The 22,839-nt window shown below is 71.2% G+C and carries 27 protein-coding genes; 10 read left to right on the forward strand and 17 right to left on the reverse strand.

Annotated features, from left to right (window positions below):
• Positions 1-79: 79 nt before the first annotated feature.
• On the reverse strand, positions 80-862 hold the full coding sequence (locus tag AC07A6_RS30395; RefSeq protein WP_478779281.1) for a fibronectin type III domain-containing protein: 783 nt from the start codon (positions 860-862) through the stop codon (positions 80-82).
• Between the two features lie 271 nt (positions 863-1,133).
• Here AC07A6_RS30395 and AC07A6_RS30400 point away from each other — a divergent pair, with 271 nt between their 5' ends.
• Both AC07A6_RS30400 and AC07A6_RS30405 read left to right on the forward strand, forming a co-directional pair.
• Positions 1,134-1,721 carry a hypothetical protein gene (locus AC07A6_RS30400; protein WP_478779282.1) on the forward strand — a complete coding sequence of 196 codons (588 nt, stop codon included), beginning with the start codon at positions 1,134-1,136 and terminating at the stop codon, positions 1,719-1,721.
• A gap of 56 nt (positions 1,722-1,777) precedes the next feature.
• Positions 1,778-2,704: a DUF2199 domain-containing protein gene (locus tag AC07A6_RS30405; RefSeq protein ID WP_478779283.1), complete on the forward strand. Its 927-nt coding sequence runs from the start codon at positions 1,778-1,780 to the stop codon at positions 2,702-2,704.
• Here AC07A6_RS30405 and AC07A6_RS30410 read toward each other — a convergent pair.
• The 3 genes from AC07A6_RS30410 to AC07A6_RS30420 form a co-directional block, all read right to left on the reverse strand.
• Positions 2,697-4,181, reverse strand: a complete 1,485-nt coding sequence (locus AC07A6_RS30410) for an FAD-dependent monooxygenase (protein WP_478779284.1) — start codon at positions 4,179-4,181, stop codon at positions 2,697-2,699. The genes AC07A6_RS30405 and AC07A6_RS30410 overlap by 8 nt on opposite strands.
• A gap of 129 nt (positions 4,182-4,310) precedes the next feature.
• Positions 4,311-4,859 (reverse strand): DUF1062 domain-containing protein, encoded by a 549-nt coding sequence (locus AC07A6_RS30415; protein ID WP_478779285.1) that lies wholly within the window; start codon positions 4,857-4,859, stop codon positions 4,311-4,313.
• 179 nt (positions 4,860-5,038) lie between these two features.
• Positions 5,039-5,860: a helix-turn-helix domain-containing protein gene (locus AC07A6_RS30420; protein WP_478779286.1), complete on the reverse strand. Its 822-nt coding sequence runs from the start codon at positions 5,858-5,860 to the stop codon at positions 5,039-5,041.
• Between the two features lie 317 nt (positions 5,861-6,177).
• Between AC07A6_RS30420 and AC07A6_RS30425 the strand changes: the two genes are divergently transcribed.
• Positions 6,178-6,471 (forward strand): hypothetical protein, encoded by a 294-nt coding sequence (locus tag AC07A6_RS30425; protein WP_478779287.1) that lies wholly within the window; start codon positions 6,178-6,180, stop codon positions 6,469-6,471.
• On the opposite strand, the gene AC07A6_RS30430 is transcribed toward AC07A6_RS30425, so the two are convergent.
• Positions 6,443-6,871 (reverse strand): ATP-binding protein, encoded by a 429-nt coding sequence (locus AC07A6_RS30430; RefSeq protein WP_478779288.1) that lies wholly within the window; start codon positions 6,869-6,871, stop codon positions 6,443-6,445. The genes AC07A6_RS30425 and AC07A6_RS30430 overlap by 29 nt on opposite strands.
• A 156-nt stretch (positions 6,872-7,027) precedes the next feature.
• Here AC07A6_RS30430 and AC07A6_RS30435 point away from each other — a divergent pair, with 156 nt between their 5' ends.
• From AC07A6_RS30435 to AC07A6_RS30450, 4 genes are read left to right on the forward strand one after another with little or no spacing between them, the layout of a single operon-like run.
• Complete coding sequence (locus AC07A6_RS30435) at positions 7,028-7,885, forward strand: helix-turn-helix domain-containing protein (protein ID WP_478779289.1); 858 nt, start codon at positions 7,028-7,030, stop codon at positions 7,883-7,885.
• Positions 7,882-8,127 (forward strand): DUF397 domain-containing protein, encoded by a 246-nt coding sequence (locus AC07A6_RS30440; RefSeq protein ID WP_478779290.1) that lies wholly within the window; start codon positions 7,882-7,884, stop codon positions 8,125-8,127. Before AC07A6_RS30435 ends, AC07A6_RS30440 begins: the two co-directional genes overlap by 4 nt.
• 43 nt (positions 8,128-8,170) lie before the next feature.
• Complete coding sequence (locus AC07A6_RS30445) at positions 8,171-10,126, forward strand: WD40 repeat domain-containing serine/threonine protein kinase (protein WP_478779291.1); 1,956 nt, start codon at positions 8,171-8,173, stop codon at positions 10,124-10,126.
• Between the two features lie 26 nt (positions 10,127-10,152).
• Positions 10,153-10,461, forward strand: a complete 309-nt coding sequence (locus AC07A6_RS30450) for a hypothetical protein (RefSeq protein WP_478779292.1) — start codon at positions 10,153-10,155, stop codon at positions 10,459-10,461.
• 19 nt (positions 10,462-10,480) lie between these two features.
• Here AC07A6_RS30450 and AC07A6_RS30455 read toward each other — a convergent pair whose 3' ends face one another.
• A complete protein-coding gene (locus AC07A6_RS30455) occupies positions 10,481-11,128 on the reverse strand; it encodes a hypothetical protein (protein WP_478779293.1) in 648 nt (215 codons plus the stop codon).
• Positions 11,129-11,327: 199 nt separating this feature from the next.
• Complete coding sequence (locus tag AC07A6_RS30460) at positions 11,328-12,557, reverse strand: glycosyltransferase (protein WP_478779294.1); 1,230 nt, start codon at positions 12,555-12,557, stop codon at positions 11,328-11,330.
• A gap of 97 nt (positions 12,558-12,654) precedes the next feature.
• Here AC07A6_RS30460 and AC07A6_RS30465 point away from each other — a divergent pair, with 97 nt between their 5' ends.
• Complete coding sequence (locus AC07A6_RS30465) at positions 12,655-13,089, forward strand: VOC family protein (protein WP_478779295.1); 435 nt, start codon at positions 12,655-12,657, stop codon at positions 13,087-13,089.
• Between the two features lie 89 nt (positions 13,090-13,178).
• On the opposite strand, the gene AC07A6_RS30470 is transcribed toward AC07A6_RS30465, so the two are convergent.
• The 5 genes from AC07A6_RS30470 to AC07A6_RS30490 form a co-directional block, all read right to left on the reverse strand.
• On the reverse strand, positions 13,179-14,516 hold the full coding sequence (locus AC07A6_RS30470) for a dicarboxylate/amino acid:cation symporter (RefSeq protein WP_478779296.1): 1,338 nt from the start codon (positions 14,514-14,516) through the stop codon (positions 13,179-13,181).
• A 426-nt stretch (positions 14,517-14,942) separates the two neighbouring features.
• Positions 14,943-15,209 carry a DUF4229 domain-containing protein gene (locus AC07A6_RS30475; protein WP_385764574.1) on the reverse strand — a complete coding sequence of 89 codons (267 nt, stop codon included), beginning with the start codon at positions 15,207-15,209 and terminating at the stop codon, positions 14,943-14,945.
• Positions 15,210-15,328: 119 nt separating this feature from the next.
• Positions 15,329-15,853 carry a GNAT family N-acetyltransferase gene (locus AC07A6_RS30480; protein ID WP_362466238.1) on the reverse strand — a complete coding sequence of 175 codons (525 nt, stop codon included), beginning with the start codon at positions 15,851-15,853 and terminating at the stop codon, positions 15,329-15,331.
• 123 nt (positions 15,854-15,976) lie between these two features.
• On the reverse strand, positions 15,977-17,140 hold the full coding sequence (gene mqnE / locus AC07A6_RS30485) for an aminofutalosine synthase MqnE (RefSeq protein ID WP_362466241.1): 1,164 nt from the start codon (positions 17,138-17,140) through the stop codon (positions 15,977-15,979).
• A 62-nt stretch (positions 17,141-17,202) separates the two neighbouring features.
• Positions 17,203-17,658, reverse strand: a complete 456-nt coding sequence (locus AC07A6_RS30490; RefSeq protein WP_007264709.1) for an Lrp/AsnC family transcriptional regulator — start codon at positions 17,656-17,658, stop codon at positions 17,203-17,205.
• Positions 17,659-17,779: 121 nt separating this feature from the next.
• On the opposite strand from AC07A6_RS30490, the gene AC07A6_RS30495 reads away from it, so the two are divergent.
• Entirely contained in the window at positions 17,780-17,914 is a 135-nt protein-coding gene (locus AC07A6_RS30495; protein ID WP_260613643.1) for a hypothetical protein, read from the forward strand.
• A gap of 11 nt (positions 17,915-17,925) precedes the next feature.
• On the opposite strand, the gene AC07A6_RS30500 is transcribed toward AC07A6_RS30495, so the two are convergent.
• Positions 17,926-18,597, reverse strand: coding sequence for a UbiX family flavin prenyltransferase (locus AC07A6_RS30500; protein WP_478779297.1), 672 nt, complete (start codon positions 18,595-18,597; stop codon positions 17,926-17,928).
• Between the two features lie 91 nt (positions 18,598-18,688).
• Here AC07A6_RS30500 and AC07A6_RS30505 point away from each other — a divergent pair, with 91 nt between their 5' ends.
• Complete coding sequence (locus tag AC07A6_RS30505) at positions 18,689-19,303, forward strand: rhomboid family intramembrane serine protease (protein ID WP_478779298.1); 615 nt, start codon at positions 18,689-18,691, stop codon at positions 19,301-19,303.
• Here AC07A6_RS30505 and AC07A6_RS30510 read toward each other — a convergent pair.
• The 4 genes from AC07A6_RS30510 to AC07A6_RS30525 all read right to left on the reverse strand — a co-directional run bounded on the left by AC07A6_RS30510 (position 19,296) and on the right by AC07A6_RS30525 (position 22,831).
• Positions 19,296-19,880, reverse strand: coding sequence for a Uma2 family endonuclease (locus AC07A6_RS30510; protein WP_478779299.1), 585 nt, complete (start codon positions 19,878-19,880; stop codon positions 19,296-19,298). The genes AC07A6_RS30505 and AC07A6_RS30510 overlap by 8 nt on opposite strands.
• Positions 19,881-19,906: 26 nt before the next feature.
• Positions 19,907-20,827, reverse strand: a complete 921-nt coding sequence (mqnP, locus tag AC07A6_RS30515) for a menaquinone biosynthesis prenyltransferase MqnP (RefSeq protein ID WP_478779300.1) — start codon at positions 20,825-20,827, stop codon at positions 19,907-19,909.
• Complete coding sequence (locus AC07A6_RS30520) at positions 20,824-21,297, reverse strand: hypothetical protein (protein ID WP_478779301.1); 474 nt, start codon at positions 21,295-21,297, stop codon at positions 20,824-20,826. The genes mqnP and AC07A6_RS30520 overlap by 4 nt, the downstream gene beginning before the upstream one ends.
• A gap of 76 nt (positions 21,298-21,373) precedes the next feature.
• A complete protein-coding gene (locus tag AC07A6_RS30525; protein ID WP_478779302.1) occupies positions 21,374-22,831 on the reverse strand; it encodes a menaquinone biosynthesis decarboxylase in 1,458 nt (485 codons plus the stop codon).
• Positions 22,832-22,839 lie beyond the last annotated feature (8 nt).

Here is a 22,839-nt window from a genome sequence, read left to right on the forward strand (position 1 = left end):
CGCCAGCGTAGGCCCGCACCCCCATGTTTTGAACACATTCAACTCACGCTTGTGGCAGGACCGTGACAGACCGCGCGGGTCAGGCGCACTCGACCCTGGCGCCGACCGGAGTCCATTCCGACGCGCCGACGAAGTTGACCGCCCGCACCTGGAAGCACTGCTTGTCCACGGGCAGTCCGGTCCAGGTGAGCGAGGTGCTGTTCGCGGTCACCTTCTTGATCTGCCCGAGGGTGCTGTCGGAGATCTCGTACCACTTCTCGTCGGCCGCCTGGTCGCTCCACTCCACCGTCACGCGCGTGGGGTCGGCCGCGTCCCTGGTGGCGACCACGTTCGACGGCTCGGCCGGCTTGCCGAGGCCCATGCCGGCGGCGGTGGTGTGCTTCAGGCTGAAGTTCGCCCGGGCGTAGTCGTCGGAGCCGACCTCACCGTTCTCGGTGGCCAGTTGCCAGTTGGTCAGGCTCTGCCCGGGCCTGAAGCCCGTCTGGATTCCCTGGTCCTCGCCGTCGAGGTCGTTGGTGAAGCAGTCATTGCCCTCGAAGAGCTGGAGCGTGGGGGAAACCACCACCATCTCGTCGGATCTGAGACTGAGCCGCACGCTCAGGATCCCCCGGGTCTCGCCGCCCACGCACGACTCCCGGGTCAACGTGTCCGTCGGCTTGTCGTGGGTCAGCTTGGTCTCCTTGAGGACGGAGATGGTCCTCGTGGTGCGGCCCGAACCGAGGCTCGGCGCGTCCGACACCGTGAGGCTTCCGGTCAGGCTGATGATGTGGGTGGGGGCCGCCTCCGCGGGCGGGGCCGTCCACAGGCACAGCACGGCAAGTGGTACCGCCGCGGTCACGGCTGCAGCGCGTCGCTTCCTCATCGTCCCACCTCGCAATCCGGGCAGAGGAGGTGACCACACCATTTTAGGCGCCCGCACGCCGGCCCGCCCGGGCGCGCTCCGGTCGACAGGCCATGGTGCGAGGGGGACGATGGAACGGACCGACTGCCTCCGGGGCCGGTCGTTGCGCGTCGAGCGCACCCGCCCCCGTGTACCGCTCCGGCCTTGATCGCCCGCGTGCCGTCGGGAATCCGCCCCCCTGCGCGGTCCCGCCCCGGTCGCCCCCTTTCCCGCCCCCAAGGTGAGGAACGACATGAACCAGCGCACCCGCACCACCCTCTTCATCCCCCTCGCGGCCTGTTCGCTCGCCCTCGGGCCGGTCACCGCCGCGTGGTCCGCTCCAGCCACCCCGCACGCCGCCGCCAAGGCCCAGTGCTTCGTCGAGACCGTGCTCGGCGACGCGACCAAGGTCGTCGTCACCGGCGAAGGGTTCGACAAGGCCAAGGGGCAAGTGAGCGTCAAACGGACCGACGGTGACGGCGGAACCTTCGTCACGCCGGGCGCCGACGGCAAGTTCACGGCGCCCAGCCTGCCCGCCGGCAAGTACGAGGCCTCCCAGACCAACGGACCGTCGGCGACCTGCCTGTCCGGCCAGGAGGCACAGGACGCGATCAACAAGAACTTCATCAACAGCGAGCGCAAGCGCGGCACCCTTGAGGGCTTCACCGACGGCAGGGAGCTGGCAGAGGCCGGCGTCTGTGACGCGGAGGCGAAGCCGAAGGTGAACAACCTCCAGGGCCTGACAGCCGACAACGAGGCCAAGAAGAAGGCGGAGGAGGCCTACAAGACCGCCTACAGCGTCGCGTTCGACTCCGCGATCAAGAAGTACTGCCCCTACTGACCACTAACCACTGACCCCGTTCCCTCCCCCGTCACCCGGGCCCATAAGGTGCCCGGGTGACGACGCACCCCCCGGCCCCCCTCCCCGCCCCCGCCTGCTCCTGCTGCGGTGACCCGCTCCACGACGAGCGGCGCATCGACTTCGGCTTCAACCTGCCCGACGCCGCCCTCGGCCTGCCCGAGGAGGCCCTGCACCGGCTCGGCGTACGCGCTCTGCTCCGCGTGGACGGGGTCGGCTCCTTCATCCGCTGCCTGCTGCCCGTCCGGCTGAGCCACGACACCGAACTCGTCCTCGGCGCCTGGGTACGGGTCGACGACGCCACCCTGCGGCGGGCCCACGAGCTGTGGGAGGAGCCCGGGTACGCGGAGTTCGCCTTCACGGGCACGTTCGCCAACCGGATCCAGCCCTGGGGAGACGACCTGCTCGGCGCCGAAGTCGCCACCCGCGTCGCCGACCCGGACGAGCTGCCCGTCGTCACCGGCGTACGCCACCCCGTGGCCGCCCGCGTGCTGACGGAGGTCTGGGACCGCGACGAGGTCCTCAGCCGCTTCCCGTACGCGCTCCCGGTCGACGTGCGCACCGACCTCGGCGACCACTGGTCGGTGGTGCGCACCGCCGGACTCACCGCCGGCTTCTCAGACGGCCACGACCACTTCACCGCCCGGGACCGCACCGCGGCCGTCAGCCTGAAGCAGGACGACGTCCCGGGCCGCCCCCCGGCGGACTTCCTCGCCGCCCTGCTGTCGGGCGCCCCCGACACCCGGCCCGCGCAGCGGCTGCGCGAGGAGCTGCCCGACGGCGGCCTGCGGTACGCGTTCTGGCTGACCCCGCAGGACAGCGGCCGCCCGCGCCACGAGTTCTACGGGTTCACCCTGCACCCCTCCGGCAGCGCCGCCGGGATCTTCTGCACCCACGAGGACCCCGACGGCCTGGCCTGGGCGCAGCAGATCTGGCGCTCCCTGGAGCGCGCCGGGGTCAGCTGACGGGACCGCCGAACCACTTGGTCAGGTGGGCGAGGAGTTCGTCCGGGTCCTCGCCCGCCCAGGCCACGTAGCCGTCCGGGCGCAGCAGCACCGAGGGCGCGCCCGGCTCCCCGCCCGGGTCGGTGACGTGGTCGACGCGGTCCTCCCAGCCCGCCACCGACAGCCCGCCGGTCCGGTCCAGGAGCAGGCCCCGGCCGGCGTGCATCAGCTCGTACAGCCGCCGCCCCGTCCCCAGCGTGACGTCCCGCATCCGGCGGCCCAGCAGCTCGTGGCCCTCGCCGAGGTCGTAGCGGACCCCGACCGCCGAGGTCAGCTCGGTCACGTACCGGTTGACCTCCTCGAAGTCCAGCAGCTTCGAGAACAGCTCCCGCAGCGCCACCGCCCCGGCGGTGTTCTCCAGCAACGCGGTCTGCGCACGGGTGTTGGCGATGACGGCCGCGCCCACCGGGCGGCGTTCGGCCTCGTACGTGTCGAGCAGCCCGGCCGGCGCCCAGCCCCCCACCTCGGCGGCGAGCTTCCAGCCGAGGTTGAACGCGTCCTGCACGCCGAGGCTGAGGCCCTGGCCGCCCGTCGGCGGGTGGACGTGCGCCGCGTCGCCCGCCAGCAGCACCCGCCCGACCCGGTAGCGCTCGGCCTGCCGGGTGGCGTCGCCGACCCGGGACAGCCAGCGCGGCGAGTGCGCCCCGAAGTCGGTGCCCGCGTGGGCCCGCAGCCGCTCCTTGACCTCGTCGAGGGTCGTCTCGACCGCACGGTCCTCCGCCACCCCGTCGGCGGGCACGATGACCCGGTACACCCCGTCCCCCAGGGGGACGACGCCGAACCGGACGTGGACCTTGCGCACCTCCGCCGTGACGGCGGCCACCTTCTCCGCGTCCTCCGCCAACTCCATGTCGCCCAGCAGCGTTTCGACCTTGGCGGGCTCCCCGGGAAAGCCGACGCCGAGCAGCTTGCGGACCGTGCTGCGGCCCCCGTCGCAGCCGACGAGGTAACGCGCCCGCAGCCGCGTCCCGTCGGACAGCTCGACGTCTACCCCGTCGGCGTCCTGCCCCAGCCCGACGACCTCGCAGCCGCGCCGCACCTCGGCGCCCAGCTCCACGGCCCGCTCGGTCAGCAGCCGTTCGGTGACGCTCTGCGGGGTGGCGAGCCCGTACGGGTGCGCGGTGTCCATCAGCTCCGGCCGCAGCTTGACCAGCCCGCCGAAGTCGGCCGTCCGGTACGGCTCGCTGACCGCGAGGAACCGGTCCAGCAGCCCCCGCTGGTCCAGCATCTCGACGCTGCGCACCTGCATCCCGCGCCCGCGGGACTGCCCGGCCGGCTCGGTGAGCCGTTCGAGCACGACCGTCCGCACCCCGGCGAGGCGCAGCTCGGCGGCCAGCATCAGGCCGGTGGGCCCGCCGCCCGCGATGACCACGTCGACGGTGTCGATGGTGTCGATGGCGTCGTTCTTCTTCAACTGCTCCCCGTTTCCCCAGGTCATGGCTTCGAGTGGGGATTCTGGAGCATGACGGGGGCCTTGCGGCAAGACCCCCGTCGGGCTATAACTTGATCATGGCGAGGAGCTCACGAGCTCTTCGCCATTGCCGTTTCCCCGGCCACCCGGGGAGGGTCAGCGCTTCAGCAGGAAGCTGAAGTCCCCGGAGAGCCTGCCGCCCAGCCGGACCGCCGAGACGAGCTTTCCGGCCGCGATCAGCCGCTCGACCTCGGCCCGCGGAAGACCGCACCCCTCGGAGATCAACCGCACCGGCCGGACCGGGATCCGCGCCGCGAAGCGCACCGAGACGTCGATCACCTCGCGGTCCAGGTGGTCCGATCCCCCGGTGTCGAGGCGCCAGGCGCCGTCCCAGTCGAGGGCTATGTGGTTGCGGCGCCGCAGGACCGGGTCCTGGAGCAGTTCGGCCGCCAGGTCCGCATCGTTGTCGTGCATGCGGTCCAGCAGTTCGGGCCGTATGGAGCGCACGTGGGCCCGCTCCAGGACCGTGAGCTTCGCCGTGTCCCCGCACGAGGTGCAGAGCACGAGGAGCCAGGCGTCGAGGAGCTTGTGGTTGGCGTTGACGCGGAACTTGCCGTTCGCCCGGAAGGACCCGGATGCGCACGAGTGGCATCGGCGGAGGACGGTAGGCAGGCAGGTGGGAGCGACCACCCAGGTATTGAGCACAGAAATACACCGGTTCCAGTGAGAAGACCGCAGCAGAAAGGAGCGCGGCGCACAGGCGCGACGCGCGACGAATCAGCACTCGGGGGGTCTCACACGGTGTACAACGGAACGCCCTTGCCTCGACGACGTGTTCGGCAGGACCGTAACTGCGCCAGGCAGCGCAGCTCCACTGGTTTTCTCTAGGCGGCGAGCGAGCCTTCGGGCGGGCAGTCGCGGCAGCGGCCCGGTTCGGGGGCGCGGAAGGCGCGTTCGCAGCCGTCGCAGTTCTGCCACGGGTCCGGCCGCCGGACGGCGTTCACGGTGGGCGGCGGGGCCGTCGGCATGCGCGGCGGGATGGCCGCGCGGAGCCGGTACTCGATCACCGCCGCCGGGCTGCGCATGTCGAGCGGCAGGCCCACGGTCAGCGCCCGCCGGACGGCCTCCGGCTCGGCCCCCCGGTCCAGCCAGGTGGCCACCCCGGGCGCGAGCCGCCGTACGTCCCGCTCGGCCAGCAGCAGCCGGGGGTCGTCCGCGCGGAGGCGCGCGAGCAGGTCGACGGCGTCCTGGCGGGGTGCCGGTGCCTCCGGCTCGGGCTCCGGTACGGGGGCCCGGTCGGCCGGCGGGGGCGGTGGCGGGTCGTCCTCCGGCGGGACGGTGCCGCGCGGGCAGTTGTAGGACACCGTCCGGGTGACGAGCCTGCCTTCCGGGGTCCGTACGCGGGTCCGCTCCAGGTACCCGGCCGCCTCCAGCTCCCGCAGCGCGGCGGCGATCCGGATCTCGCCCTCCGGGAAGCGGGCGGCGAGCTCCTTGATGCCGATCCTGGTCCCGGCGGCCAGCGACTGGATGTGCACCGCAAGCCCGATGGCCACCAGCGACAGGGCCTGGTGCTGGGCGAGGTGGTTGCCGATCACCACGTAGTGGCCGGCGTGCGGCACGTTGACGTGGACGACACCTGATGGGATGGTCCCGCTTCGAACACGGGACGCCGCGCGCGTGGGCGCGCTAGGGTTCTTGAAAGCCATTGGGAAGGTGGGAACTTCCTCGTTGGTCAGGCCCTCGTCCGGGATGCCAGTCCCGACGGGGGCCGTCTCATGTCTGGTTGTTGTCGCGGCGAGCATATGCCCGGCAACCACCCGGAAATCCAGTCCAGTTGGCACGGTTCACCCGAGCGAGTGAGCCGGGGGGCCGGGGGGTGGGTTGGGTGGTTTTACCCCGGTACTTAAAGGATGTCGAGGGTCGCCGGGTCCCGGTGGCCCACGTCCCGGATGAGTACGGGGACCGGCGGATCCTGAGTACGGCGGCGCAGGCGGGACGGCCGTGCGGCGGCTTGGCTGGGGCCATGCAGCACGAGACCAAGAACACCGCACTGGCATGGACCACGGCCCTGGCATTGGCCCTGGTCCCGGTGGCCTTCCTCTTCGGGGCCCTGGGCGGGATGGCCGAGCAGGTCCACCCCGAGGCGGTGGCCGTGCTGAAGGTGTTCTGGCTCGCCTCCTGGACCGCCACCCCGCTGCTCGCCCTGGCCGGCTGGCTGCTCCGTCGGCGCCCCGCCCTGATCTCCGCCGGACGCTGGACGGGCTGGATCGCGGTGATCCCGGTCCCGGTCACGATCCTGCTGGCGTCCCGCCTGTAGGCAGGTCGACCTCCGCCCACACCGCCTTGCGCGGCGGCGGCCCCTGCTCCACCCCCCACCGGTCGGCCAGCGCCTCCACCACCGCCAGCCCCCGGCCCCCTTCCGCGCAGGGGTCCGCGTCGCGGAGGATCGGGATCCGGTCCCGGCACGTGTCCACCACCTCGATCCGCAGCGCGCCCCCGTCGAGACTGAGCACCACCAGGAAGTCCCGCCCGGCCACCCGCCCGTGGGTCACCGCGTTGGCCGCCAGCTCGGCCACGATCAGCGCGGGCCCGTCCGTGGGCAGCCCCCACGCCCGCAGCTTCTCGACGGCGAGCTGCCGGGCCTGCCGGGCGCCGCGGGGCGTGGCGGGCAGCTGGACGCCGAACTGATGTGCAGAGCACCAGATTTGAGTAGTCACGTCACCCAGCGTGGGACGGCGTGGCTACCGTGAGAAGCGTTACCGCCGGTGCGTCCGGGGTTTGTCCGGCGCTTGTCCGGCGCTGTCCGGGCTGTCCTGGAAGCCTTGCGGGCAGGGGGCGTTGAGGGAATTCGGTGCGTCGGAGGTGGGGCACGCATGGCCGTGGACAGTGACGGTACGGAAGACGCGGGCTGGGACGTCGACCCGGACGACGAGCAGGGCATCGCGGTCCTGGCCGCGCTCGGCCGCCAACTGAGGGCCTGGCGGGAGAAGGCGGGGATGCGGGCCGCGGACTTCGGCGTGGAGATCGGGTACGGAGAGGACCAGGTCCGCAAGGTCGAGGCCGGCAAGCGGATCCCACGCCCCGAGTACCTGGACAGGGCGGACGAGGCGCTGGGGGCGCGCGGGCAGATCGCGGCGATGAAGGAGGACATGGAGCAGGTCCGTTACCCGAAGAAGGTCCGGGATCTGGCCAAGCTGGAGGCGCGCGCGGTGGAGATCGGCGCGTACCGCGTCCACGGGATTCACGGTGTTCTACAGACAGAGGAGTACGCCAGGGCACTCTTCGAGATGCGCCAGCCCGCCTATGCGCAGGATGAGGTGGAACGGTACGTGGCTGCGCGCATGGTCCGGCGCGCTCTCTTCGACCGAAACCCCTCTCCCTCGCTCAGCATCGTCCAGGAGGAGGTGACCCTGCGGCGACGCATCGGAGGCACAATGGTGTGGCGTCAACAGCTCGAACGTCTGTTGGAGGTGAGCCGCTTGCGATACGTGGCTCTCCAGGTGATGCCAACCGACCGTGAGGTCCATGCGGGCATGGACGGCGGGATCGAGGTACTGAAGTTCGGTGACGGTACGGCAGTGGGCCGCTCGGAAGGAGCGTTCGGCGGACGGCCGGTCTCCGACCCGAAACAGCTCCGGATCCTCGAACTGCGCTATGGCATGATCCGGGCGCAAGCGCTCACGCCCCTGGAGTCACAGCGCTTCATCGAAAATCTGCTGGGAGAGACATGACCGACTACCCCGAACTGCACTGGTTCAAGAGCAGCTACAGCGATGGCAGCGAAGGCGACTCCTGCGTAGAGGTGGCGCACGCCTGGCAGAAGAGCAGCTACAGCGACAGCAGCGAAGGCGACGACTGCGTCGAGGTGTCGAGCACCCCCACCACGATCCACGTCCGCGACTCCAAGGACACCACCATCCCCCACCTCACCTTCGGTCCCGCCGCCTGGACCGGCTTCCTTGCGGCACAATGACCCCTTGCACACGCAGTAGTTGACGTTTCGGCCAGGGGGCGGAATGCAGCCGGGGGCACAGCTGGCCGGGCGGTACCGGCTCGTCGAGCGGCTCGGGCAGGGCGGGATCGGCGAGGTCTGGCGGGCGCAGGACGTCGAGCTGGACCGGGCCGTGGCCGTGAAGGTGCTGCTGGAGTTCGACGCGTCCGAGGAGCTGCTCGTCCGGTTCCGCCGCGAGGCGTCCATCGGGGCGCGGCTACAGCATCCCGGGATCACCGTCGTCCACGACATCGGCCGCCACGGCGAGCGCCTGTTCATGGTGATGGAGCTGCTGGAGGGGCAGGACCTCTCCCGGCTCCTGGCCCGTACGCCCGGCGTCGGCCTCCCGCTGCCCCAGGTGCTCGACCTCGCCCTCCAGACGGCCGAGGCCCTGTCCGCCGCGCACGCGCAGAAGGTGGTGCACCGGGACCTGAAGCCCGGGAACCTCTTCCTCCTCTCCGACGGCCGGCTCAAGATCTGCGACTTCGGCATCGCCCGCACCGCCGACGCCACGGGCGGGCTGACCGTCACGGGCCGGGTGTTCGGGACGCCGTCGTACATGGCGCCCGAGCAGTGGCGGGGCGAGCACGTCGACGGGAGCTGCGACCTCTACGCCCTGGGGTGCGTGCTGTACGCGCTGCTGACCGGCGCGCCGCCGTTCGCGGGGACCGAGCAGGCCTGGGTGCTGATGCGGATGCACCTGGAGGAGGAGCCCCCGGCCCTGGGCGCCGTACGGGCGGATCTGCCGCCCGCGCTGCTGGAGCTGGTGGACTCGCTGCTGGCCAAGGAGCCGGGTCACCGGCCCGACGCCCTCGCCGTCGCGGACCGGCTGCGCGCGCTGCTGTACGAGCCCGCCGTGCGCGACGTACCCACCATGGACCTGGGGACGGCGCCCACGGTCGCCGACACCCCCGCCCCGAGCCGCCGGAACGTGCTGCTCGGGCTCGGCGGGCTCGGGCTGCTGGCGGGGGCGGGCGGCGGGACGTACGCCGTGTGGCGGCTGACCGGCGGCGGCAAGAACGACGGCGGCAAGAAGACCGGCGACAAGAACAACAGCAGCGGACCCGCCGCCGAAGGGACCACCGAGCCCGGCACCGCCGGGATCCGCATGGTGCAGGAGTTCAGCAAGCACGCCGGCTCCGTCGACTCGGTGGGGATCAGCCCGGACAGCAGGTTCGTCGTCAGCGGCGGCAACGACCGCACCATCCGGGTGCACAACTTCGCCGGCGGCGGCACCATCTCCCTCTCCCCGCCGCCCGAGGCGGCCGTGACCTGCGTGTCCTACAGCCCCGACGGCAAGGTCCTGGTCGGCGGGAGCGACAAGGCCCTGCGCCTGCACGACGTCTACAGCCTGGAGCTCCTCGGCGTCCTCGCGGGACACACGGGGCTGGTCCGCGCGGTGGCGTTCAGCCCGGACAGCAAGACCCTGGCCAGCGGGGCCGACGACGGCACCATCCTGCTCTGGGACGTGGTGACCCGCTCCACAGCCGCCGTCGCCCCCCTCACCGGGCACACCAAGCCGGTGCTGTCCCTGGCGTTCGCTCCCGACGGCACCCTCGCCAGCGGCTGCGCCGACGGCACCATCCGCCTCTGGGACCTCGCGAGCCGCAGCTCCACGGCCACGCTCACCGGCCACACCAAGGCCGTGGCCGCGGTGGCGTTCAGCCCCGACGGGAAGATCCTCGCCAGCGGCAGCGCCGACAGCGCCGTCCGGCTGTGGGACCCGGCCGCCCGCACTGGCACCGCCACCCTCCCCGGCCACAACAGCCCCGTCCGGTCGGTGGCGTTCAGCCCCGACGGACAGACCATCGCCAGCGGCGGCGGCCGCACCGTCCGGCTGTGGGACGTACCTTCCCGCCAGCACCGCGCGACGCTCAACGGACACAACGCCGCCGTGACCTCGGTCGCGTTCACCCCCGACGGGAAGACCCTCGTCAGCGCGTGCGAGGACGACCGCATCCGCGTGTGGAAGCGGGCCTGACGGCGGACGGCGGCGAAGATGGCCGGATGACGTCCATAGACCGGCCCGAGGACCGGGGGTGCCTGCGCTGGGTGCTCGCCGTGCCCCTGGCCCTCTTCTACGTGCCCGCCGCCTTCTTCCTCTACGGCTCGCTGGTGCTGGAGCCGGACACGGACTCCCCGTACGACCCGATGCGCGACGACGCGCGCGTCAACGCCACCCTCTCGGTCGGGCTGTGGTTCCTCGGGCTGCTCCTGACCGCCGTCCCCGTCTTCCACCGCAACCTCGGGCGGTGGTGGTACGCCGTGCCGTTCCTCCTGGCGTCGGTCGCGTTCTGGCGGGGACAGACGGTCTGAGGACCGCCCGACCGCCCTGTCAGGGCGCGTTGATGCCGAGGTTCTGGCGCGTGGTGTTCGACCCCCCGGGGCTCAGGACGTTGTTGTTCGTGCTGATGTTGTTGAACAGTGTGACGACCCCGCTGAGGTTGACCGGGAGGATCAAGGTCTCGCCGCCTCCGTCGCCGCTGGGGCAGGTGTCGCCGGTGATGCGGGTCGGGTCACTCACCGAGGTCAGGATCTCGTCGTTGGGCCCACTGGCGGAGACGGTGTTGTTGACGACGCCACAGGGAGCGTCCGGAGCGACATCCACGGTGATGTCGAACGAAAGGCCGGCGCCGGGTTCAAACGTGGCATCGCAGAAGAACCCCGTCTCTCCCTCCAGGTCGCAGACACCGTTGACGCCGCTGTCCACCGTGAGGTTGCTGAGTGCGGCGAACGAAAGTCCTTGCGGATAGCTGTCCGCGAGGCGCACGGGGTTGCTGGTCGCCGTGTTGCCGGTGTTGGTGAACGTGAAGTGGTAAGTCCCCTGCCCACCGCGGACGAAGTCCCCCGTGTGGGACTTCGTCACGGTCATCTGGGCTGTGGCGTACGCCGGGGTGGCCCCCGTGGCGAACGGGAGGCCGATGCCCAGCCCGAGGACGGCTCCGAGAGCGGTCAACCGTCGCTGCAGCACGTGCATGGTCATGGTCGGTCTCCTGTCGGGTGGTTGCGGGTTGCGTCCTGGCAGTACGCCAGCACACCTCGCGCAGCGTCCTCTTCAGGTGCGGCGGCCGCTTCACCCGTTCGCCCTGGTGCCGGCGGCACCATTCACCCCACTGGTCGGAAGCCGGCCCCTGCCGCAGCTTCCGCCCCGACCCGAGCGGGGGCGGAAGCTGCTGTGGGCGTCAGGCGGGCCGCCCGACCAGCTCGACCAGCAGCTTCGCCGCCACCGCCGCCCCGTCCGCGTCGAACCCGGCGGCCACCGCGGCCGCCCGGGCAGCGGTCTCCGGGGTCAGGGCGGTCGCCAGCGCGGCCGACAGGGACTCCACGGTCGGGGTCGGGCCGGCGTGGGCCGCGCCGATGCCGAGGCCGGCCACGCGGGAGGCGAAGTACGGCTGGTCCGCGCCCTGCGGGACGATCACCTGGGGCGCGCCGGAGCGGGTCGCGGTGGTCGTGGTGCCCGCGCCGCCGTGGTGGACGACGGCCGCGACGCGGGGGAACAGCACCTGGTGGTTGGCCTCGCCGACGACGAAGCAGTCGTCGGCCGCGTCGGTCAGGGCGAGGTCGGCCCAGCCCCGGGAGAGCAGCACGCGGCGGCCCTGCGCGCGGACGGCCTCCACCACCGTCCGGGCGAGCCCGGCCGGGTCGGCCATGGGGATGCTGCCGAAGCCGACGTACACCGGCGGCTCGCCGGCGTCGAGGAACTCCACCAGGTCCGCGGGGAGCGGCCGCTCGTCCGGCAGCACCCACGCACCGGTCTGCACGACCTCCAGCGCGGCCGGCCGCACCCACGGCGCGAGGGCGGGGTCGGTGGCCAGCCACGGCCGGTCGGTGAAGACGTGGTCGCGCACGTCATCGACCGGCGGCAGGCCGACCGACTCCCGGAAGGCGTTGACCGCGTCGCCGAAGACGTCCTGCGCGTCGCGGGCGTCCCGCTCCCACAGCACCTCGTTGTCGGTGATCTCCGGCGGCAGCGGCCTGCCCGGGCGCGGGATCGGCGGGTGGTGCGGGGAGGGCAGGCTGACGGGCTGGTAGCTGGCGTACACGTACGGGACGCCCAGCTTCTCCGCGGCCGCCTTCACCCCGGCCACGGCCGGCACCAGACCGGTCGCGAGCAGCACGTCGCACCCGTCGGCCGCCACCCGCGTCACGCTCTCGTAGAACGCGGCGACCAGGTCGGCCGCCCGCTTCTGGATCCCGCCCGGCGACGGCGGCACCTTCCCGGTCACCAGGTCGCGCACCGACGCCCCGGTCGGAACCATCTCCACGCCGACCCCGGCGAGCCGCCCCGCGAACTCCTCGTCCGGCGGCGCGCACACCAGCACCTCGGCCCCCAGCTCCCGCAGCCGCACCGCGAGCCCGACGAGCGGCTCGACGCCCCCGCGTGAATCGTATGCGGACAGCACTACACGCATTCCGTACTCCCAATCCCCCGTGCAACGGCTCAGGTTGGAGAGTCTGCACCACCGTATTGATCTTGTGGCAAGCCCCCACCTGCGCTATACGTTGGACATGGCCAAGGAAATCCAGGTGACGTACGACTGCGCCGATCCCGCCGCGCTGGCGGCCTTCTGGGCCGAGGCCCTGGGCTACCGCGTGCAGCCGCCGCCGGAGGGCTTCGCCGACTGGCCGTCCGCCCTGACGGCGCGGGGCGTGCCGCCCGAGCAGCACAACAGCCGGTCGGCGATCTCGGACCCGGAGGGCAAGGGCCCGCGGATCTTCTTCCAGCGGGTCCCCGAGGGCAAGGTGGTGAAGAACCGCCTGCACCTGGACGTCCGCTCGGCGCCGGGCCTGAAGGGCATGGAGCGGATGGACGCCCTGGAGGTGGAGGCCGCGAGGCTGGAGGCGCTGGGCGCCAAGCGCCTGTACCGCCTCGACCCCGACGGCATCGACGAGGGCATCATCGCGATGGGCGACCCCGAGGGCAACGAGTTCTGCCTGGACTGACGCACGGCGCACGACGCACGACGCGAGAACGCCGAAGCCCCCGCCCGGGATCCCGGGCGGGGGCTTCGGCGTATGCCGTGCGGCCGTGATCAGGCGGCGACGGGGACCGGCGCGGCGGTGGTGTCGGTGGTGGTGTCGGTGGCCTTCTCGTCCAGCGGGGAGGACGAGGCGGCGGCGTAGGCCTCCTTGTCGAGGATCCCCTCACGGGCGGAGACGATCACCGGTACGACCGCCTGACCTGCAACGTTCGTTGCCGTCCTCATCATGTCCAGGATCGGGTCGATCGCCATCAGCAGGCCGACGCCGGCGAGCGGCAGGCCCAGGGTGGAGAGGGTCAGGGTGAGCATCACGGTCGCGCCGGTCAGGCCGGCCGTGGCGGCGGAGCCGACCACCGAGACGAACGCGATGAGCAGGTACTCCTTGATGCCGAGCTGCACGTCGAAGATGTTCGCGATGAAGATCGCGGCGAGCGCCGGGTAGATCGCGGCGCAGCCGTCCATCTTGGTGGTGGCGCCGAACGGGACGGCGAAGGAGGCGTACTCCTTCGGGACGCCGAGGCGCTCGGTGACCTTCTGGGTGACCGGCATGGTGCCGACCGAGGAGCGGGAGACGAAGGCCAGCTGGATCGCGGGCCAGGCGCCCTTGAAGAACTGGACCGGGTTGACCTTGGCGACGGTCCACAGCAGCAGCGGGTAGACGCCGAACATGACGAGCGCCGAGCCGATGTAGATGTCGGCGGTGAAGGTGGCGTACTTGCCGATGAGGTCCCAGCCGTAGCTGGCGATGGCGGTGCCGATGAGGCCGACGGTGCCGATGGGCGCGAGGCGGATGACCCACCACAGGGCCTTCTGGAGGAGCTCCAGGACGGACTCGGCGAGGTTCAGGACGGGCTGGGCCTTGGCGCCGAGCTGGAGGGCGGCGATGCCGGCGACGGCGGCGAGGAAGACGATCTGGAGGACGTTCAGCTCGGTGAACGGGGTGACGATGTCCTTCGGCACGATGCCGGTCAGGAAGTCGATCCAGGAGCCGTGCCGCTTGGGCTCCTTGCCGTCGGCCGGGGTGAGGCCGGTGCCGGCGCCCGGGTCGGTCAGCAGGCCGATCGCGAGGCCGATGCCCACCGCGATCAGCGAGGTGATCATGAACCAGAGCAGGGTGCGGGAGGCGAGCCGGGCGGCGTTGTTCACCTTCCGGAGGTTGGTGATGGACACCAGGATGGCGAAGAAGACGAGCGGGGCGACGGCCAGCTTGAGGAGCTGGATGAAGATGTCGCCGACCTGCTCCAGGGTGGTCTTCAGCCAGCTGACGTCCTGGCTGCGGGCTATCCAGCCGAAGAGGACGCCGAGCACGAGACCGGTGACGATCTGGGCCCAGAACGGGAACTTGAACGAGGCCTTGGCGGGAGCCTGGGCCTGGGGGGACGCGGACACGGCAATCTCCGGGGGACGCACGGACGTACGGCGGAAGGTTTCTGCAAGGGGTGCGGTACGGCGGCAGCCGGAAAGGGGCCGGGCCGGCCGGGGACCGCTGCTGGGGCGGCTGGGCTTCAGCTTCAGCGGCGACAGCAACAGGCCGCGGACACGCGGCGGCAGAGGTCGACGTGCAGGCGCGCCACGAGCGGGACGAGCGGGACGCTCGGGCTCATCGGGTGCGCGGCTGCGGTCAACATGTTGAACACGCTAACACTTAGGCTTTGGGAATCTCAAAGAGATGCTTTGAGCACGGATCGCGCGGGACCGGATCCGCAGACCGGCCACGACCCCGGAAACGACGAAGCCCCAGCGTGGCGGGGGGTGTTCCCGGCGCTGGGGCGTATCGGTGTGCGCGGCGGCCTCGGGGCCGCTGTGAGGAAGGACTCAGGCGCGGGCGGCGTCGTCGGCCGCGTCCTCCTGGCTGCGGTTCGCGGCGAGCCGCTCCTTCGCACCCGCGACGCGTCCGGTGATCTGCTCGGACATCTCGTCGCGCTGCTTGCGCAGCAGGACGAAGGACAGCGGGGCGGAGAGCACCAGCGCGAGGAGCACGACCCAGGCGAAGTTGGCGTCGCCCAGCCCGGCGGGCACCCAGCCCAGGTTGACCAGGACGGCGACGAGCACCAGGCATCCGACGAAGATGCCCAGGCGCATCGCGGTGTAGCGGATCGTCGCGCTCGGCTTGAGGGCCACGGTGACCCCTCCCTCTCTTCTTACGTCGGCACGTGCCCGTCCAGTGAAGCACGCCGGGCCCCCGCTGCGGCCCGGTGGGGTCAGTGCAGGGGCAGCAGCATCGTGATGTCGTCGCGGTCGTCGCCGGGGGCCACGCGGATGGCGCCGGGGACCCGGCCGACTTCCTTGTAGCCGCACGCCGCGTAGAAGTGCTCCAGTCCGACCCCGCCGCGGCACTCCAGGCGGATGGCCTCGATGCCCTCCAGCGAGCGCGCCGCGTCGGCGAGGGCGGCCATCAGCTCCCGTCCGGCGCCGCGGCCCTGGAGGGCGGGGCCGACCATGACCGTGTACGCCCAGACCCAGTGCTTCCGCAACGGGTGCGCCTCGAAGGCGAGGAAGGCGACGGCCTGCACCGCGCCCTGCGCGTCGTGCCCGACCAGCAGCCGGTGGCGGCCCTCGGTCATGGCGACGAGGTGCTTGACCAGCGCGGGGCGGATGTCGTCGACGGTGACGGGCGGGACGAAGCCGACCGCGCCGCCGGCGTTGGTGACCTCGGTCCACAGCTGTGCGATGCCGTCGCGCAGGGCGGGGTCGACGACCGGATCGAAGGTGAAGGTAAGGGTCATAGATGGAGAGTATCTATTACCGATGCGGTGGGCAACGGGTTTCCGGGCCGGGCCCGCCGGACGCGCGGGAGCCCCGGACCGTCGGGGACGGTCCGGGGCTCCCCTACGCGGAGGGATGACGCGTCAGACGCGCATCGCCTGCGGGGTCTCGCGCAGGGAGGCGTCGGGGCCCGGGTACTCGCGGATGACCTCGTAGCGCGTGTTGCGCTCGACCGGGCGGAAGCCGGCCTCGCGGATGAGCTCCAGGAGGTCGTCGCGGCCCAGCTTGTTCGGGGTGCCGTAGTTGTCCGCGTCGTGCGTGATCTTGTACTCGACGACCGAGCCGTCCATGTCGTCCGCGCCGTGCTGGAGCGCGAGCTGGGCGGTCTGCACGCCGTGCATCACCCAGAAGACCTTGACGTGCGGCACGTTGTCGAAGAGCAGCCGGGAGACCGCGAAGGTCTTCAGCGCCTCGGCGCCCGTGGCCATCGTCGTGCGCGCCTGGAGCTTGTTGCGGACCTTGCCGTCCTTCATGTCCACGAAGTCGTGCTGGTAGCGCAGCGGGATGAAGACCTGGAAGCCCCCGGTCTCGTCCTGGAGCTCGCGCAGCCGCAGTACGTGGTCCACGCGGTGGCGCGGCTCCTCGATGTGCCCGTAGAGCATCGTCGACGGGGTCTTGAGGCCCTTCTCGTGCGCCAGGCGGTGGATCCGCGACCAGTCCTCCCAGTGGGTGTCGTGGTCGACGATGTGCTGGCGGACCTCCCAGTCGAAGATCTCCGCGCCGCCGCCGGTGAGCGATTCGAGGCCGGCCTCGATCAGCTCGTCGAGGATCTCGGAGGCCGTCAGGCCGGAGATCGTCTCGAAGTGGTGGATCTCGGTGGCCGTGAACGCCTTCAGCGAGACGTTCGGCAGCGCCTCCTTGAGGGCGGAGAGCGAGCGCGGGTAGTACCGCCACGGGAGGGTGGGGTGCAGGCCGTTGACGATGTGCAGCTCGGTGAGGTTCTCGTTCTCCATGGCCTTGGCCAGGCGGACGGCTTCCTCGATGCGCATCGTGTACGCGTCCTTCTCGCCCGGCTTGCGCTGGAACGAGCAGTAGGCGCACGAGGCCGTGCACACGTTCGTCATGTTGAGGTGGCGGTTGACGTTGAAGTGGACGACGTCGCCGTTCTTGCGCGTGCGCACCTCGTGGGCGAGGCCGCCCAGCCAGGCCAGGTCGTCCGACTCGTAGAGGGCGATGCCGTCCTCGCGCGTCAGCCGCTCGCCGGAGCGGACCTTCTCCTCCAGCTCACGCTTGAGCCCCGCGTCCATGCCGGTGTCTCCTCTACCTGTCCCTGTCCAGCACCTGTCTGCAACCGCCACCCACCGTACTCTCAGGCGTCCTCGGGCAGCTCGCCGACCCGGTTCTCCCACTTCGTGGAGAGCACGATCGTGGTGCGGGTGCGCGAGACGCCCTTGGTGCCGGAGAGCTTGCGGATGATCCGCTCCAGGCCGTCGACGTCGCCGGCGCGCACCTTGAGCATGTACGAGTCGTCGCCGGCGATGAACCAGCAGTCCTCGATCTCCTGGAAATCGCGCAGCCGGCGCGCCACGTCCTCGTGGTCGGCGGCGTCGGAGAGGGAGATGCCGATCAGCGCGGTGACGCCGAGGCCGAGCTCGGCGGCGGCGACCGTCGCGCGGTAGCCGGTGATGACGCCGGCGGTCTCCAGCCGGTTGATGCGGTCGGTGACGCTGGGGCCGGAGAGGCCCACGAGACGGCCCAGCTCCGCGTACGAGGCGCGGCCGTTCTCCCGAAGCGCCTGGATGAGCTGCCTGTCCACCGTGTCCATTACGTGGAGCCTTCCATTATTCGGCGATCCTGCAAGTTTAGGTATAGAATCAAAGGTGCACAGGGTCAACACCCTGTGAATCTTTCAACAGATCAATGACGATCTTCAGGAGTGGTTCACCGTGTACACGATCGAGGCGGCCTACGCGCACATGCGACAGCTCCAGGAGCTGGCCAACCGATCCCGCACCGACCAGCCCGCAGCCGCCCGCCGCGTCGACAAGACCCGTCGTCCGGGCAGCGCCAAGAAGCGCTAGCACCGACGCCGCTACTCACGGGGGCGGGCGCTGCCAAGCTCCCCCTCCCAACGGCGGTACAGCCCGTGCGGCACACCTGCCGCGTCGAGCACCCGCCCCGCGACGAAGTCCACCAGGTCCTGGATGTGCGTCGCACCCGCGTAGAACGCCGGAGAGGCGGGCAGCACCACGGCGCCCGCCTCGTCCAGCGCCACCAGGTGCTTGAGCGTCTGCCCGTTCAGCGGGGTCTCCCGCACCGCGACCACCAGCCGGCGCCGCTCCTTGAGCGTCACGCTCGCGACGCGCTGGAGCAGGTCCTTCGACAGCCCGAGCGCCACACCCGCCACGCAGGCGGTGGAGGCCGGGACGATCAGCATCCCCTTCACCGCGTACGAGCCCGAACTCGGGCCGGCCGCCAGGTCCCCGGCACCCCAGTACCGCACCGCGTCGAGGTCGAACCCGGCGAAGGTCCCCGGCTTGCCGTCCGCGCCGCGGCCCAGCCACTCCTCCAGGTCCGCGCGCCAGTGCGCGTCCCGGAAGGAAATGCCCGTCTCGTCCAGCAGGGTGAGCCGCGAGGCCCGGCTGACCACCAGGTCCACACTCTCGCCCGCCGCCAGCAGCCCCCGTACCACCGCCGCCGCGTACGGCGTCCCGGACGCCCCGGAAACCCCGACCACCCACGGGGTGCGCTTGCCGTCAGTCATACCTCCGAGACTATCCGGCCACGGCGCGGAGGCACTCGGTAAGGTGTCCGCACGTCCCAGGGGGTGGGACGGCACGAGGGGGAACACCACCATGAGCATGGCGACCACGACCGAACCGGCCTGGAGCCAGACCGACCGCGCCAAGGCCGCCGCGAAGCTGATGCTGGGCTGGGTGGCGCTGCTGTGGCTGATCGAGGCGGTCGACTACGCCACCGGGCACGCGCTGGACGCGTACGGAATCGTCGGCCGGGACCCGGACACCCTCACCGGCGTCCTCACCGGGTCCTTCCTGCACTACGGCTTCGACCACGTCGCCTCCAACAGCGTCCCCCTGCTGGTCCTCGGCTTCATAGCGGCCCTGTCCGGGATCCGGCGGTTCCTCGCCGTGTGCGCCCTGATCGTCCTGGCGGACGGCATCGGCACCTGGCTGATCTCCCCGTCGGACGCCATGACCCTGGGCGCCTCGGGCGTCGTCTACGGCCTGTTCGGCTACGTGGTGGTGCGCGGGTTCGTCGAGCGGAAGGTGCTGGGCGTCCTGGTGGGCATCGCCGTCGCCGCGTACTGGGGAGGAACGTTCTTCCTCGGACTGCTGCCGCTGGACCCGACGATCAGCTGGCAGGGCCACCTGTGCGGGCTGGTCGGCGGGGTGCTGACGGCCCTGTACTTCCGGCGCCCGGCACCCCGGCGGGCTGTGCCGCTCAGCTGACGGCCGAGGGGTCGACGGGCAGCGCCGAGGTGTCCACGGAGAGCTTCCCGATGCCGCTCTCGACGACGACGGTTCCGCCGTACGGGATCACGTCCCGGCCGCGGTAGCCGTCGGGGCCCGGGTTCCAGTGGGTGACGCAGTGCGCCTTGTAGGGGTCGAAGATCAGGTAGTGCGGGATCCCGCGCCGGGCGTAGGCGCGGTCCTTGACCTCGTAGTCGTTGCGGATGCTGCCCCGGGAGACGACCTCGACGGCAAGCTCGACGAGGTCGGGCGGGTAGGCGCTGAGGTTCTTGTCGGCCTCCACAGCGGGGACCACCGCCAGATCCGGGCAGAACTCGTTGTCGCCGTCGAAGGGAACCGCCACATCGCTGATGAATCCCCACTCCGCCGAAATCTGGGATTCCAGCGTGTTCCACAGCAGCCGGATGGTCCTGGCATGGTGCGGCTTCAGCGGACTCATCACGATGGCGCCCTCGACAATCTCCATCCGGTAGCCCGGGAACATGTCCTCGAACCGGCTGAGCTGTGAGTGCAGGCGGTCGCTCTCCGAGACGGTCACGTCGGCCTCCCTGTCCATGCACTCGATGGTAGGCCGCACGCTAGCTAGACCGTCAGACCCCGCACCACCAGATCGGCCAGCGCGCACACGAACAGGGCAATCCCGATGAAGCCATTGACGGTGAAGAACGCCCGGTTCAGGCGGGACAGGTCGTGCGGCGTGACGATGGTGTGCTCGTAGAGGAACGCCGCCGCGACGATCAGGAGGCCCAGCCAGAGGAAGGCGCCGCCGTCGGTGAGGACGGCGTACCAGGCCAGCAGGGCCGTGGTGACCACGTGGCAGCCGCGGGCGCCCCACAGGGCGGCCGGGACGCCGAAGCGGGCCGGGACCGACTTGACGCCGTCCGCGCGGTCGGAGTCCACGTCCTGGCAGGCGTAGATCAGGTCGAAGCCGCCGATCCAGACGCCGATGGCGAGCCCGAGGACCACCGCCTCCCAGGACCACTCGCCGGTGATCGCCAGCCAGGCGCCGACCGGCCCCATGGCCTGGGCGAGGCCCAGGATGGCCTGCGGGAAGTTCGTGAAGCGCTTGCCGTACGGGTAGACCACCATCGGAATGACGGCCACCGGCGCCAGCGCCAGGCACAGCGGGTTCAGCAGGGCCGCGGAGCCGAGGAAGACCACCAGCGCGATCCCCGCGCCGGTCCAGGCGGACCGCACCGAGACCGCGCCCGTGACGAGCTCGCGCCCGGCCGTGCGCGGGTTGCGGGCGTCGATCTCGCGGTCGATGATCCGGTTGGCGGCCATCGCGAAGGTGCGCAGGCCCACCATGCAGACGGTGACGAGCAGCAGCTCGGCCCAGTGCATGCGCCCGTCGAGCCGGTACATGGCCGTCAGCGCGGCGATGTACGCGAAGGGCAGCGCGAAGACCGAGTGCTCGATCATGACGAGCCGCAGGAAGGCCTTCACCTTGCCGGGTGCCTGAGGAGCCGGTCCGGGGCCGATGACGCCGTCGGCGGTGGTCATGCCAGGCTCCTGCGGAATTCTTCGAGGTCGGCGCGGAGGGTGTCCACGGCCTCCGGGGTGATCTCCAGGGTGAGCGCGGGAACCTCCTCGCCCTCCGGCGGGGTGATCCGGGCCCGGAAGGCGCAGTCGTCGCCGGCCGGACGGCCCTCCAGGCTCAGCACCGGGCCGGCCTCGACGGTGAACGGATCGGCTTCGGCGAAGGACAGCTCGGCGAGCAGGCGCTCGGCGAAGTCGTCGGCGTCCGCGTCCCGCAGCCCGGGCAGTTCGAAGCCGCCGCCGCCGTCCTCCTCGTCCCACATCAGCGCCCAGACTCCGCCGGGGCCGACGAACTCCTCGGGGCTGACGCCGGCCTCCGCGGCGGCCTCGCGGACCTCCGGGTCGGCCGGGTCGAGTTCCGGGCGGACGAGGGCCACGTACGTGGTGTCGTCGCCGATGAAGAGGGCCGGGCCGCCCATGACGATCGGGCTCACAGGCCGTACTCCGGTTCATCCCCGCGGGCGCGGGGACCATGCCCGGCCCTCTCCACCCTCATCGTGGCGTGCTGCTTCACAGCCCGTACTCCTTCCAGCGTCGGGTCACCCGTTCGGCCGTCGCCGGGTCGGACTCGACCATGTCGGGCCAGCCGCCGTCGCGGGTGTAGCCCTCCTCCGGCAGCTTCTTGGTCGCGTCGATGCCCGCCTTGCCGCCCCAGAACTGCTGGTAGGAGGCGTGGTCCAGGTGGTCCACCGGTCCCTCGACCACCGTCAGGTCGCGCGAGTAGTCGGTGTTGCCGAGCGCCCGCCAGGAGACCTCGTGGAGGTCGTGGACGTCGCAGTCCTTGTCGACCACGATGATCAGCTTGGTCAGCGACATCATGTGGGCGCCCCAGATGGCGTGCATGACCTTCTGGGCGTGCTTGGGGTACTTCTTGTCGATCGAGACGATCGCGCAGTTGTGGAAGCCGCCCGACTCGGGCAGGTGGTAGTCCACGATGTCCGGCACGATGATCTTGAGGAGCGGGAGGAAGAACCGTTCCGTGGCGCGGCCCAGCGGGCCGTCCTCCGTCGGCGGCCGGCCGACCACGATCGACTGGAGCAGCGGGCGCTTCCGCATCGTCACGCAGTCGATCTTCAGCGCGGGGAAGGGCTCCTGCGGGGTGTAGAAGCCGGTGTGGTCGCCGAAGGGGCCTTCGGGGAGCATCTCGCCGGGCTCCAGCCAGCCCTCGATCACGACCTCGGCGTTGGCCGGGACCTGGAGCGGAACGGTCTTGCAGTCGACCATCTCGATCCGCTTGCCCGCGACGAACCCGGCGAACAGGTACTCGTCGATGTCGCCGGGCAGCGGTGCGGTGGAGGCGTAGGTGACGGCGGGCGGGCAGCCGAAGGCGATCGCGACCGGCAGCCGCTCGCCGCGCGCGGCGGCGACGGCGTAGTGGTTGCGGCTGTCCTTGTGGATCTGCCAGTGCATGCCGATGGTGCGCTTGTCGTGGCGCTGGAGCCGGTAGAGGCCGAGGTTGCGGACGCCGGTCTCGGGGTGCTTGGTGTGGGTGAGGCCCAGGTTGAAGAAGGAGCCTCCGTCCTTGGGCCAGGTGAAGAGCGCCGGGAGCTGGTCGAGGTCGACGTCGTCGCCGGTGAGGACGACCTCCTGGACGGGCGCGGACTCGCCCTTCACCTTCTTCGGCGGTACGTGGACCATCGAGCCGAGCTTGCCGAAGGCCTCGCGGACGCCGATGAAGCCCTGGGGCAGCTCGGGCTTGAGGAGGCCGCCGATCTTCTCGCTGATCTCGCCGTACGACTTGAGGCCGAGGGCCTTCAGGAGGCGGCGGTCGGTGCCGAAGACGTTCATGGCGAGCGGCATGGCCGAGCCCTTGACGTTCTCGAAGAGCAGGGCCGGGCCGCCGGCCTTGTTCACTCTGTCGACGATCTCCCCGATCTCCAGATGCGGGTCCACTTCGGCCTTGATGCGCTTGAGGTCGCCCTCCCGCTCCAGAGCCCGGAGCAGCGAGCGGAGATCGTCGTAAGCCATGGAGCCCA

This window comes from Streptomyces sp. NPDC044002, from assembly GCF_056434525.1.